At 36.4% G+C, this 14,003-nt stretch carries 12 protein-coding genes and 1 pseudogene; 6 read left to right on the top strand and 7 right to left on the bottom strand.

The genetic code is table 11. The features are described from left to right. The first annotated feature begins 3 nt into the window (after positions 1-3). Genes C502_RS0117110 through C502_RS19200 form a run of 6 tightly spaced genes read left to right on the top strand, consistent with a single transcriptional unit; the run spans position 4 to position 6,933 of the window. Entirely contained in the window at positions 4-1,500 is a 1,497-nt protein-coding gene (locus C502_RS0117110; protein WP_016163136.1) for a dynamin family protein, read from the top strand. Between the two features lie 4 nt (positions 1,501-1,504). Next, on the top strand, positions 1,505-2,290 hold the full coding sequence (locus tag C502_RS18670; protein WP_016163137.1) for an Lcl C-terminal domain-containing protein: 786 nt from the start codon (positions 1,505-1,507) through the stop codon (positions 2,288-2,290). 12 nt (positions 2,291-2,302) lie between these two features. Then, complete coding sequence (locus tag C502_RS18665; protein WP_016163138.1) at positions 2,303-3,172, top strand: Lcl domain-containing protein; 870 nt, start codon at positions 2,303-2,305, stop codon at positions 3,170-3,172. A 3-nt stretch (positions 3,173-3,175) separates the two neighbouring features. Beyond that, positions 3,176-3,943, top strand: coding sequence for an Lcl C-terminal domain-containing protein (locus tag C502_RS18660; protein WP_016163139.1), 768 nt, complete (start codon positions 3,176-3,178; stop codon positions 3,941-3,943). A gap of 13 nt (positions 3,944-3,956) precedes the next feature. Beyond that, a complete protein-coding gene (locus C502_RS0117090; RefSeq protein ID WP_016163140.1) occupies positions 3,957-4,745 on the top strand; it encodes an Lcl domain-containing protein in 789 nt (262 codons plus the stop codon). A 40-nt stretch (positions 4,746-4,785) separates the two neighbouring features. Next, a complete protein-coding gene (locus C502_RS19200) occupies positions 4,786-6,933 on the top strand; it encodes a hypothetical protein (RefSeq protein WP_018680001.1) in 2,148 nt (715 codons plus the stop codon). Between the two features lie 150 nt (positions 6,934-7,083). Here the strand turns inward: C502_RS19200 and C502_RS19805 are convergent. From C502_RS19805 to C502_RS18500, 7 genes and pseudogenes are all read right to left on the bottom strand, one after another. Next, a pseudogene (locus tag C502_RS19805) lies at positions 7,084-7,152 on the bottom strand (hypothetical protein); the annotation flags it as partial. Positions 7,153-7,761: 609 nt separating this feature from the next. Next, the gene (locus C502_RS0117080; RefSeq protein WP_409360640.1) at positions 7,762-8,967 is read right to left on the bottom strand and encodes an OprD family outer membrane porin; all 1,206 of its coding nucleotides are present in this window, start codon (positions 8,965-8,967) and stop codon (positions 7,762-7,764) included. Positions 8,968-9,071: 104 nt separating this feature from the next. Next, a complete protein-coding gene (locus tag C502_RS0117075) occupies positions 9,072-10,436 on the bottom strand; it encodes an MFS transporter (protein ID WP_018679999.1) in 1,365 nt (454 codons plus the stop codon). Between the two features lie 187 nt (positions 10,437-10,623). After that, positions 10,624-11,397: a 3-oxoadipate enol-lactonase gene (gene pcaD / locus C502_RS0117070; protein WP_018679998.1), complete on the bottom strand. Its 774-nt coding sequence runs from the start codon at positions 11,395-11,397 to the stop codon at positions 10,624-10,626. Positions 11,398-11,407: 10 nt separating this feature from the next. After that, positions 11,408-12,622 (bottom strand): 3-oxoadipyl-CoA thiolase, encoded by a 1,215-nt coding sequence (pcaF, locus tag C502_RS0117065; RefSeq protein WP_018679997.1) that lies wholly within the window; start codon positions 12,620-12,622, stop codon positions 11,408-11,410. 89 nt (positions 12,623-12,711) lie between these two features. Further along, positions 12,712-13,365, bottom strand: coding sequence for a 3-oxoacid CoA-transferase subunit B (locus tag C502_RS0117060; RefSeq protein WP_018678162.1), 654 nt, complete (start codon positions 13,363-13,365; stop codon positions 12,712-12,714). Positions 13,366-13,376: 11 nt separating this feature from the next. Further along, the coding region (locus C502_RS18500; RefSeq protein WP_018678979.1) for a 3-oxoacid CoA-transferase subunit A at positions 13,377-14,003 on the bottom strand (627 nt) is incomplete at its 5' end.

The following is a 14,003-nucleotide window of genomic DNA, read 5'->3' as shown; positions in this document are numbered from 1 at the left end:
GCTATGAATTTTGAGAAAACACAAATCGTCACGGAAAGTTTATTCGATTTTTCAGAAAAAATGGGTAGCACCCAAACTGAAATTGCAGATGGTGTATTAACTGCTCGTGTTGTGGGTGAATATTCGGCGGGAAAGACTAGGGTAATTCGTGAAATCTTAGCTAATCAGATTCCACAACAATATTCTCCTATTAGCTCATTAGAAGCACAAACTCGATTACAACTCGAAATTAGTTATGGTCAAAATAATCAACTATTTCTAATTGAAAAAAGTGAAGATTTAGATGATGCAGTGATTGTAGAAGAGCTTACACAATTTCCATCAAGAGCTGAAGTCAGCCAATATAATCCTGATGACTATAGGTTAAGATTATTGATTAATGAATCACGTTTTATTCTAGCAAAAGGTGATGGTTATTCAGATGACAATCAGCCGAAAAAACTGTTCTTAATTGATACTCCAGGGTGGAACTCTGGTGAGGATGATCTTGCCGAACAGGATGCACATCAATATTTTGTTGGTGAACATAATCTTGCAATTATCTATGTTTGTCATGCGAATCGTTTAGATGGTGAAATTAATAAAGCACGATTGGAAAATTTTCTAGAAGCTTTGGGCGATGCAATGTTTTTAACAGGCAAAGCTCATTTACATATCATCATTACACATTGTCAAAAAGATAGCCAACAGCGATTATCTCAACGGATGCGAGATCGGATTTTGCAACAGTGGCAAGATTTGTACTTTGAGCCTGAAAATTTAATGCTTAATATTACGGCTTTAGATTTTGCTGAAATGTCTGATCAAGAGATTCAAAAGTTTAGAGAAAATTTCTGGCAAGAATTATTAAAACCGATTGGGACAGAAAAGTTTGAATTTCAACAAGGTTATGCAGAACAAATTATAAACTGGTCAAATGATTGGGATATTCGTCCTGTGTTAATAAAGCAGATTGCTAGCTTACGAAAAATACAGAAAATTCTTAGTTTTGCCTGTTTAGAGGGACAGTTTATTCAAAATATGAATATGACTCGATTACGTGGATTATCATCATCAGAAATGATACAGCGTTTAACTGAGCGTTGGCTTAAACAGATACAAGTACAAAATGTTGATGAATTCAAATCTTTAGTTCAGTTACAACAATTAAGTGAAGAACATCCTTTAGCACAGTGGTGGAATCAATATTGGTTAGATAATTTATCCATCGTTTATCAGGCTTTTTGGCAATATATTCAATTCATGCAGCAGGCAATTGCTCAAGTTTCAACTGAAATTATAGATTTACAAGATTATTTATCTACTATGATAAAACCTGTTTATTTACAGGCAGTAGAAACGATGAGTATAGCTATATCATTTGATTTAGTGACACAAGTAATTGAACAACAGATGCAAACTTTACATTTGGATAAATTTATTGCGACTTTATTAAAGCTATCTATATTAGAAAGCCGTTATCAAGACCATTATCAGCATCAAATAGAATATCTTGGGTAACGTCATGGATAAGCAAACTAAATTACTGGCAGAATTATTGAGTGCAAGTGAACTCATGGTTATCGACCAGTTTATGCAATTGATGGTTAAAAATAATACTTTTGAGCGGAGGTTAGAAAAGCGCACTCAAAATATTGAATTGCTTAATGCAAAAATTGTCGCCTTAGAAAAGAAAGAAAATATTTATCATTTGGAAATTCAAAAATTAAAACAGAATAGTATAGACACCGCTAAAACAGCTAAAATAACAAATACAACTGTACCCCAAGTAGTTATAAAGAAGAAAATCATTGATGGAGCTATGATTGCAAAGAAACTTAAGTCAGATGTTGAGTTAGTGAAACGTCCTAATTCATCGATAAATAAAACAATAAGTTCAAATAATGAGTTAGAGCAAGGCGTATGGACAGACCCAAAAACAGGCTTAATGTGGGCTCGTATTAGTATTGGGCAAGAATGGAATAATGGGCAATGTATAGGTGATGCGAAATTTATGAACTGGACTACTGCACAAATAGCATGTAGGCATTTCCGATTAGCAGATTGTAATGATTGGAGATTACCAACCATAGATGAACTAGAAACTCTTATGAAGAAAGCAGTGAGTGGCTATACTTGTCCGAATAATACTTTATTCCAACCCAAAAATCGTATAGATGGTTCATATTGGTCAATTACTGAATGTGATTTTCATCATCATTTTGCATGGATAGTATATTTTGGGGGTGGTAGTGCAGGTAGTTATTCTAAAACTAATGATTACTACGTTCGAGCAGTTCGCACTACTTAAAAGGACTAAAATATGAAAAATAACACATTGTCTGACTTTTTTAGTTCAAGTACAGAATTTAGTGCTATAGACCATTTTTTACAGTTAATGGTAAAGACCAATACCTTTGATCAAATGTTAGATGTTTTACAGGCAAATTTAAGCCAAACAGAACAAGATAATCATCAGTTGCAAGAAACTATCTTTAACTTAGTACAAAAAGAAAAAAGATATGAGCAAGATATTAAAAGTTTAACACTGAAATTTAGTACAAAAATTGCAGATTTAGAGCGAAAAGAAAGTACATATCAGCAAGATATTAAAAGCTTAAAACAGCAGTTTAATACCAAGATTGCAGATTTAGAAAGTAGAGAAAATAAATATCGTCAAGAAATTGATCAGTTAAGACAAAAAATTAAGCAACAAGTTGAAAATACAAAAACGGAAAATGTTCAATCATCGCAACGCCCTAAAACTCAAACAATTCATTCAAATAATGAGTTAGAGCAAGGTGTATGGACAGACCCAAAAACAGGCTTAATGTGGGCAAGGATTAGTATTGGGCAAGAATGGAAAAACAACAAAATTGTAGGAAGCCCTAAATGGATTGATTGGCGAAAAGGTTCTCATCTTTGTGAAACGTTAAAATTAGCTGGTTATAATGATTGGAGGCTGCCAACTATAAATGAATTGGCAACGCTCATGAGTGCAAATAGAAAGGGGTATGTAAATGAAAATATTTTATCTCAATCTGGTAGTAAGTTAGGATTTTATTGGTCAAGTTCCTCAACTCAATATAGCGGTATACAGGGGGTAGACTTCGATAAAGGGATTATTATTACTTATAACCATTTGCAATTTGATGGCCTGATACGTGCAGTTCGTAATAGTAAAATAGGATAAATCATGAAAAACAATTCATTGCCTGACTTTTTTAGTTCAAGTGCAGAACTAGCTGCAATAGAACATTTTTTACACTTAATAGCTAAAACCAATATTTTTGATCAGAGATTAGATGTTTTACAGGAACAACTACGCCAGTCTGAACAGCGAATCACAAAAGACAAGCAACAATATCAAGATGAGATTAAAAAGTTAACGCAAAAATATAATAAGCAGTTTGATAAAAAAAATGCTGATTTAGAAACTTTAGAAATTAGATATCGTCAGGAAATTGATGAATTAAAACAAAAGTTAAAACAACAAAATGACAAGACTAATATAGTGAAGCCAACAGAATCTCAGCCATCTAAAAAACAATCAATTAATTCAGCCACAGAATTAGAAAAAGGCGTATGGACGGACTCTAAAACAAGTCTAATGTGGGCAAGAGTTAGTATTGGTCAAGAGTGGGAAAGTGGAAGGTGTTTAGGTAGAGCAATGGAATTAAATTTAGCAGATGCTAAAAAATCTTGTCAACTTTTTCGATTAGCGGGGTATAAAGATTGGCGTTTACCGACTATCGAAGAATTAAAAACACTTATTGATGAAAGTGGTAAAAATTATCAGTGTGGTAGACACATACTATTTAATCCAGCTCCCGTTACAAGTGGGTGGTATTGGTCAAGCACACAAATTGGCGAGAAATATGCCTATTTAAATTTCTATAATTTCCATTCAGGTGTTGATGTTTATTGCAATTATCGTCATGTTCGTCCTGTTCGTAATATTTAGAATAGGTTAAATCATGAAAAACAATTCATTGCCTGACTTTTTTAGTTCAAGTGCAGAACTAGCTGCAATAGAACATTTTTTACACTTAATAGCTAAAACCAATACTTTTGATCAGAGATTAGATGTTTTACAGGAACAACTACGCCAGTCTGAACAGTTACAAAAAAAATCTGAACAGCAAATGGCACAAAACAAACAGCAATATCAGCAAGAGATTAATAAACTCACTCAAAAAAATAATGAGCAATTGAATAAAAAAATTGCAGATTTAGAACGTAGAGAAAATAAATATCGTCAAGAAATTGAGCAGTTAAGACAAAAAATTGAAAATACAAAAACGGAAAATGTTCAATCATCGCAACGCCCTAAAACTCAAACAATTCATTCAAATAATGAGTTAGAGCAAGGCGTATGGATTGACCCTAAAACAGGTTTAATGTGGGCAAGGATTAGTATTGGGCAAGAATGGAAAAATGGGCAATGTATTGGTGAAGCCAAAACATTGAATTGGGAGAGTTCTAAAGGTGCTTGTAAAGATTTTAGACTTGCGGGTTATAAGGATTGGCGATTACCTAGTAGAGACGAATTAAAGACCTTAATGATTAAAGATAAACAAGGCTATGCTTGTCCTCAAGGTGTTTTATTTCAACCTGTGAAAGTTGAATGGGGAGGATATTGGTCGGGTTCGCCTTATGCCTGCAATAGTAACTATGCGTGGGACGTGTACTTCAACAATGGCTACTCGACTTACTACAATAAGAATAACAAGTACTATGTTCGGGCCGTTCGTAGCGGTCAGTAGTTTTTGTTTTTTTAGAATTAATAATCTTCAAGGATAGATAATGCTAGAAACTAGAGTATTAATAGCGCGTTTAAATCAAGTTGAACAACAAAGACATACACTTTCTGCTGAACATAAGTTAATGCTGCTTACGATGCAGAATCCTGACTTTAATACAGGGTTCTTTAAACGATTACTAACGGTGACTGTACCAACTGAATGGCATTTCCCACATCAAAATAACAGTGATGTGGAATGCAGTAAGCGACTGATTGACATTATTATTCATGATTTAATTCCTGCCTATATCAAAAAATCCTTAAATTATTATTGGTATGAGCAATGTGTAAATTATACCTTAAAATATTTTGAACAAAATCCAACGCAATACCAAATCGAAAAATATATTGAACGATTAAAAGATTGCAAAAATAATTCGCTAAAGACAACTATTTTAAGAAAATTTAAAATCTTAAAACCTTGTGTAAATAATGCACTTGCTTTGGCACAGGATTGTAAAAATAATCAACTTTGGTCGGATGCTATTTGGGAGTATCAGTGGATTTTACAACAACAAGAATCACTGACATCGGAAGATATATTGGATTTTTCAGAATGTATTCTATCTCGAAATAATCACTATAATGGTGAATGTACCGATGCACAAATGGCTTTATATTTTTTGCTTAATACATCATCAACTCAGGAACGCTATAACTTACTGAAATATAAAGCTGTCACCCTGATTTTACCAGATGATATTATTGCAAAGCGTGGAGAATGTACCAATATCTTTGCAGATATGGGGCGAAGTTTAAACCACGTTGGAAAATCTATTGGTAATGTATTTGGTGGAAGAGAGTCTGAAATTCCTTATAGTAAAGGCATTATTGCGAATGCCCCTATACTATTAACCCATTATGAAATTAGCCAACATTTAGACAGAGATAAAACAGCACAAGACACTCTTGAAAAGATTTTATCAGATAGAGGCGTAATAGCATCTATTGCAACTGCTTCGGTAGCGTATTCGGCGGGTTTGCTATGGAGCTATGCTCAAATAGATTCTACAGTTTTAAATGCACTTATGTTTGCATCAAAAGGACAGCCCGAACAATTTATAACATTACAGGATATTGCAGGAGCGACCCTAGGCAGTGCAGGGGCAATGACCCGATTGAGTGGTTATGTTGCCGAACAGCAAGTTGCCTATAACTTAACACAGCAAGGACATACAGTAGAGTTTCCAGATAAAGCCAATCAAGCGGGCTTTGACCTAATTGTAGATGGTCAGGCAATGCAGGTTAAAAATACATTAAGTAGTGATTATGTACTGCAACATATTGAAAAAAATCCTGATATTCCAGTGATTGTAAATCAGGAGCTTACTGATTCGCTAGGTAATCATCCTAATGTATTTATTGATTCTGGACTAAGCCATGCTCATGTTAATCAAACCATGCACGAAAGTTTGGAACAAATCGATCAATTCGATAGTATGGCAGACTTTTTACCTATTCCATTTATTACTTTAGGATTGGCAACATATCGTAATTATCAGGATTTTGATACAGGACAAACTAGTTCCAAACAATATCTTGAAAATATTGGTAAAGAAACTGCTGCAATAGCAGGTGGAGCAGTGGCAGGAAAGATGATTCTTGGTACTATCGGTGGAATATTAGCAGGACCAGTGGGAATCGCTGTTGCAGGTGGTTTAGGTGCTTATATAGGTGGCGTGGCAGGCTCAACAGGTGCGAATGCTTTAAATCGTGAAAAATTATGTAGCCAAAGGGATTGTGTTGTATCACAACTCATAGAATTTGCACAATGGTTTAAAAATGAACTATTAGATTATCGGGTCAATCAAAACTTATCTTCTTTTGAAGAAGTCAAAGAAAAGTTAAAGCAGAATCAACAGAATCTGGCTTTGTCTATGACTTTTATCGCTTATCAGTTTGAAGTCTATCTTCATGGACATTGCTTGCAACACTGGTTGGAAGCAAAATTGCAAGGCAATCAAAATGAACAAGTACAAGCAGGATGGGTTGCATTACAGCAGTCAGAGCATTTCTTATCTACTGAGTTAAGACAGAAAGTTGCTAAGATTAATCAGGCATTAGAAATATACAGATCGATTGCCAATCCAATCCCAGCTAGTAGTGAGTTTAGCGTGATACGACAAGTGGGTTATAGAAATAATATTTAGTAAATGCTTCTGGTTATGCGGAGTACATGTTAGTGATAACAAGAAATTTCAGGACTTTACATGCTTATAGTATTTTTATTTTATGATTTTGAAAAAGTGTAGGTTATTGTGTAGGTTTTAAGATTTTGTTAAAAAATTATTTTATAAATCAATGTAAAGATATTTCTGCATCATTGGGGTGTGGGAAGATAAGTCAGCCATGATTTCAGCGCTGTTCATGCGTATAAGTCCTTAAAATTGAAAATAAACCAAGCTATAACAAGTCTAATAATGAGTCAATTTGACTTAATCCAAGGAAAAAGTATACCTGTTAGAGAACCCTTTTATGTCGAACTTCAGTCAATAGTATGTGGGAAATTAGCATGGTTCTTTAAGATTGCCATCTTAGCAAATTGAAGAGAATTAACAAAAAGGAATCCTGTGGTGAATTAAGAAATAGCTATTAAGGAGAAAGTTTCTTTGGTTAGCTATTAGAAATAGTGATGTATATCACTTATTTTGCAGTCACACTACATTGTGATATTTTCATGGCTGATCAGTGTTTTATTCTAGTTTGGCCAATTATTGTTACGATATATCTTACATTAGGGTTGCTAATCTATAAATTATAGCTTGAATCAGTTTATATGTATTCATTTGTGCAACATTGACTTTGGTTGGTCAGATTTAAAATGCTAGCTTATCTTGCTTCCTTCCAATAAATTAATCTTTATTGCACTTCATCTAACATTTAAATAATAAAGAAATCTCTATTCATCGAGATTTCTTTCCAAAAGAGATAATCATAATCTAATTTAAAAATTTATTTGGGTATCATGATCTTAATTTTTAAAATTTCTTACTATAGTTTACAAATAAACGATCTTCACCAAAGTCATTTCCATGCTTTACATCATAATCAATACGAATATATTGTAATGCTAAACCTTTAAGATGGGGCTGTTGAAAATTATAGTTTAGAATAATATTTGACTCACTTTCATGGTTTTTTTTGCTATCAGTCGTTTCAAAACTATCACCATAAACATATTTTACAGCGGCATTAAACCCAGGGATGTAATCTTTGAAATTATAACCATAAATAAAATGATATGATTTTTCATCTTTTTTGAAAAAACCTGTCGCATTCCAATTAATGAAATATGTTTCAGGAAGAAAACCATCTGGTAATGGATAGGCAGATTCACCAATAATTTGCTGATAGCCTAAACCGAAAGTATGATTGTTTACTTTCAATGTTTCTAATAAGCCAATATTTTGTGCATCAATATTAAAATTATTTCCATCTGCTTGAGCATTAAAATATTTAAATTTTGAATTAAGTACATAATTTTTACCTTTAAAATTATGTTCCAAACCCAAGTAATTTTTATTATATAAATCCTCCATGTTGCCATAATAATATTCTCCCTTTAAATCAGGGGAGAACTGATAACGTAAATCAATATAATTTAAGCCATCCGAGTATTCTGTCTTTCCATTTGAAGTAAAAGAAAATTTTCTAAAATCTTCTTCATTGCGAGGGGATACTTTTTCAACACGACCTATTTCTGCGTAAAGTTGATCAGTTAATTCTGATTTAAGATTTGTACCCCAATAGGAAGTTAAAAGCTGACGACTTGTATCAACTGCTGTAACAGGTAAATCTAACCATAATTCACCAATACTTAGTAAGAATTTATCGTATCCAAGTTTAAGTGTCGCGCCATGTTTTAAATAGTCAGGTGCTTGCGATTGCTTTTCTTTATCAAAAGGCAAAACGGTATCTGCAATGTGTTTATCTGAGCTTAAACGAACAGCATATTGAATAGAAGCATCTAGACCTACCGTTAATGGTTGATCTGCAATATTGAGTGGGGTCTCTAACATTTTAGACTTATAAAATAGCGATGCGGCTTGAGACCAACTACCAGTATCTTTTAAATTTTGATTTTCAAAATCTCGATTAATGTAGGCGTTTTTTAAGGTAAATTTCCATTCATCTTTAGCTGTAGAATCTTCAGAAAAAGCAGATGTACTTGTAAAACTAAACATGAATAAAAAGGCCGATAAAGTAAGGTTATTTAATTTAAAGCAAGAGATATTTTTCATAATCCATTTCCAATGTGGGTTGCGCCCAGTCCTAGGCGCAACAAGTATTATTGCTGGCGAATTGGTTCTTGAGATTGAACAGCGCTTTGGGTTTGTTCACTAGCACTCACGGAGACCCTTAGATTCACTAGGAAAATTGCTAAAGCTGCAATCACGCCTGGTATTGCGATTGCTAGAAAATTCATTTGATGAGGTAATTCAAAAGTGAGTAATGCACCTGTAAGTACTGGTCCAATAATCGCTCCGATTCGACCAACCCCTGATGCCCAGCCCATTCCAGTTGAACGGACTGTAGTTGGATAAAACTGTGCGACAAAAGTATAAAGAAGGATTTGAGAACCAATTGTTGCTGCACCAGCAAGTGCAATTAAGCTGTAGAGAATAAATTGAGGGCTATTGAAACCTAATAAAATCAATGACGCTGCACCGATGATAAACATGGCGGTAATTACTGGTTTTAAATGGAATTTGTCTGCTAAAACTCCGCCTCCAATTGCACCAATCATGCCACCAATATTTAATGCAAAGAGGAATAACATGCTTGCACCTAGTGAATAACCCGCTTGTAGCATGAGTTTTGGTAACCAGCTCCCTAATGCATACACCATAAGTAAGCACATGAAGAATGAGATCCAAAACATAAAAGTGCTAAAACTTCTACCATCTTGGAATAGTGCTCGGACAGGGGCTTCCGTATGGATATTTTCATTAAAGATGAGCTGTGTTTTTGAGTTAATTTCGGTGTTGGGATTGAGTTTTGCAATAATCTGTTCTGCTTGTTGATTATTCTTAGACTTGATGAGGAATGCTAAGGATTCTGGCAAGAATTTCCATATAATCGGTAATAATAACAAGGGAATACCTGCGATCAGGAACATGATTTGCCAGCCCATATCTTTGACTAACCAAGCACCTAACAATGCAGATGTCATTCCACCTATGGCATACCCACTGAACATAATTGCGACTAAAGTACTGCGAATTTTTTTAGGCGCATATTCGGTCATTAAGGCAACAACATTTGGCATTACGCCGCCAATACCTAGACCTGCAATAAAACGTAGAATTGCAAACTCTACAGGATTATTTGCAAATGCACCGATAAATGTAAAGCCACTAAATAAGCTTACACAAATCATGATTGTTTTTTTGCGTCCTAATCGATCTGAGAGCGTGCCAAAAATCATCGCGCCAAACATCATACCGAATAATGCTGCACTCGCGAGTAAACCTGCCTGAACTGCTGTTAAAGACCACTGTTGCATTAATAATGGTAAAGCAACACCATAAATAACGAGATCATAACCATCAAATATAATAATTAATAAGCACCAAATTAAAACTTTCCAGTGGAATAGATTGAATTTGGCATTATCAATTGTTTCGTTAATGTTGAGTTTTTCCATGTACATTCTTCACCTCCAATTTGTGAAGCGTAGTGTTATTTAGTATTTAAGTTATGTTTTTATATGCTTATAGTCAAAAACTTAATTGATATATGTTTATGTCATTAAGGTATTATTATTTTTTATTTTTATTAAAAATTTTAAACGACAAAAAGCAGAGTATTAAAACTCTGCTTTTATTTTGAAAGTTATTTTATATAAATTGATCGATTAGCTTATTAAAGTCATTTTCTCGCTCAATATTTGAAATATGAGAGGCATTAATTTCTACTAACTGAGCATCTGGAATATTTAGTAGCATTAATTTTGCATCTCCAACAGTAGTTACTTGATCTTGTATCCCCACTATAATCAAGGTGGGAATAGAAATATGTTTTAACTCTGCACGGACATCCGCTTTAGCCAAAGCCTCACAACAATTTGCATAACCTGCTGCGCTGCCAGCACTTAAGTCGTTACATAGGTTATTTATAACTGTAGGATGACTTTGGATAAAGAGATCTGTAAACCAACGAGATGCTGCGGTTGCAGCAATAGGTTCTAAACCTTGCTCACGGACTAGTTTGGCACGATCTAACCATGCTTGTTCCTGTCCAATTTTTGCTGCGCTATTGGCAATAATGACATGGCTAAAACGTTCAGGATAATGAATGGCTAACCATTGTCCTGTGATTCCTCCCATCGAGATTCCACAGAAGGCGGCTTTTTCAATTTTCAAATGATCAAGTAATGCAATCACATCTTCACCTAACTGCGGCAAAGTGTAAGGACCAGTTGGAGTAGAGGATGAACCGTGACCCCGAGTGTCATAGCAGATAACAAAAAAGCGATCTTTAAAATAATTAAACTGCTTTTGCCACATGCCGTAGTTTGTTCCAAGTGAATTTGAGAACACCAGAGCAGGGGAGTTTGGATCACCAAATGTTTGATAATTAATATTCACATCTTTTGATTGAAAAATTAGCATATCGTATTCCTTAATCTTGCTCCACCCGTTGAATAATGAGAGCGATGCCTTGCCCCACACCAATGCACATCGAACACAACGCATATTGTCCTTGAATCTGTTCAAGTTGGTTCAAAGCTGTCGTCACTAATCTCGCACCTGAGGCACCGAGTGGATGACCTAAAGCAATCGCACCACCATTTGGATTGATACGTGCATCATCATCCGCTAAACCTAAATCACGGGTTACCGCTAAAGCTTGAGCTGCAAAAGCTTCATTTAACTCAATCACATCCATTTGTTCTAATGTCAGATTGGCCTGTTTCAGTAACTTTTTGATTGCAGGCGCAGGTGCAAAACCCATAATGCGTGGTTCAACACCCACCGTGGTTGCCGCAATAATTTTGGCACGTGGCTTCAGTTGGTATTGAGCAACTGCTTCATCTGAAGCGATCAATAGCGCTGCCGCACCATCGTTAATGCCTGAGGCATTGCCTGCTGTGACCGTACCTTCTGCCTTCACAACACCTTTGAGTTTCGTTAATGCTTCAATGGTGGTGGATGCACGTGGATGTTCATCCGTATCTACAACGATCGCGTCACCTTTATGTTGTGGAATGCTGACAGCAACGATTTCGTGTTTAAAAAAGCCTTTGGCTTGCGCTGCTGCTGTCCGTTGTTGGCTCACCAAGGCAAACTGGTCTTGATCAATACGATTGATATTAAATTGCTCTGCCACGTTCTCCGCAGTCTGTGGCATGGTCTCTACACCATACAGTTCTTTCAGCTTTGGATTGATAAAACGCCAACCCATGGTGGTGTCTTCAATTTTTTGGCTACGACCAAAAGCACTGTCAGACTTACCCATGACATAGGGCGCACGGCTCATACTCTCGACACCACCTGCAATGATCAGATTTGCTTCACCTGCTTTAATCGCACGCGCTGCCATCGCAATCGCATCTAAGGATGAACCACAAAGACGGTTCACTGTGGTTGCAGGGACTTGATATGGCAAGCCTGCGAGTAGAGCGGACATACGACCGACATTACGATTGTCTTCACCTGCTTGATTGGCACAACCATAGATCACATCATCCACTTGTTGCCAATCCACGGTTGGATTTCGTTGTATTAAGGCTTGAATCGGAACTGCCCCAAGGTCATCCGCACGTACAGGGGCTAAACCACCTGCATAACGTCCGAATGGAGTGCGAATCGCATCAATGATATAAGCGTTTTTCATATTTTTCCCTTTATCTAAAATCCCTCCCAACCTCCCTTTAATAAAGGGAGGAGTTCCCCTCTTTTTAAAGAGGGGTTAGGGGAGATTCATTATCCTTGTGTCGCATCAATCAATTGAGCACCCGTCAACGCCTGTAGTTCTTCAAAACTCAGACCATCTACTTTCTCAATCACTGTTAAACCGTCTTTGGTCACATCAATCACACACAGATCGGTATAGATACGATCGACACATTTCAAACCGGTTGCTGGATAAGAAAGCGCTTCAACAATCTTTGGTTCGCCTTGTTTGGTGACATGGTCGGTGGTGATAAAGACTTTCTTTGCACCCACGGCCAAATCCATTGCACCACCCACAGCAGGAATCGCATCGGCAGCACCTGTATGCCAATTGGCAAGGTCACCGTTGGCTGCGACTTGGAAAGCGCCTAAAACTGCAATATCTAAATGACCACCACGCATCATGGCAAAGGAATCACCGTGATGGAAAAAGCTTCCACCTGTGAGCATGGTCACATATTCTTTACCTGCATTAATCAGTTCAGGGTCTTCTTCACCTTTGGCTGGTGCTGGGCCAAATGCCAATAAACCATTTTCAGAATGTAGAAAGACATCTTTATCCGCAGGTAAGTAGTTCGAAATCTTGGTGGGTAAACCAATGCCTAAATTGACATAGGCACCATCAGGAATATCTTGTGCAACACGTTCTGCAATTTGGTCACGGCTGAGTTTTTGATAGCTCATTGTTATTCTCCTTATTGCGCAGTGACAGGTGATGCTGCTTCAACAGCAACCACATGCTGAACAAAAATCCCTGGGGTAATAATGTGTTCAGGATCAAGCTGACCGAGTTCAACCACTTCAGAAACTTGAGCAATCGTGACATCAGCAGCCATCGCCATAATAGGTCCAAAGTTACGTGCCGATTTATTGAAAACCAGATTGCCCCAACGATCGCCTTTGTAGGCTTTGATCAAGGCAAAGTCAGCCTTAATTGGGTATTCAAGCACATAGTCTTTCCCCTCGATATGACGGGTTTCTTTGCCTTCTGCCAATAATGTTCCAAAGCCTGTCGGCGTAAATACAGCACCTAAGCCCATACCTGCGGCTTGGATACGGCAAGCGAGATTGCCTTGTGGCACGAGTTCTAATTCAATCTTGCCTGCATGGTAAAGTTCATCGAACACCCATGAATCAGATTGACGAGGGAAAGAACATATGATTTTACGGACTGCACCTGTTTTTAGGAGTTTGGCAAGACCATAGTCACCATTGCCTGCATTGTTATTCACAATAACAAGGTCTTTGATACCGAGTTCAATCAGACCATCGATGAGTTCTGCGGGTTGTCCTGCAGTTCCGAAGCCACCAATCATGATGGT

The sequence above is a fragment of the Acinetobacter tjernbergiae DSM 14971 = CIP 107465 genome, from assembly GCF_000374425.1.
GTDB lineage: Bacteria > Pseudomonadota > Gammaproteobacteria > Pseudomonadales > Moraxellaceae > Acinetobacter > Acinetobacter tjernbergiae.
The sequence above is the reverse complement of the archived record's forward strand: the minus strand, read 5'-3'. Positions and strand labels throughout refer to the sequence as shown.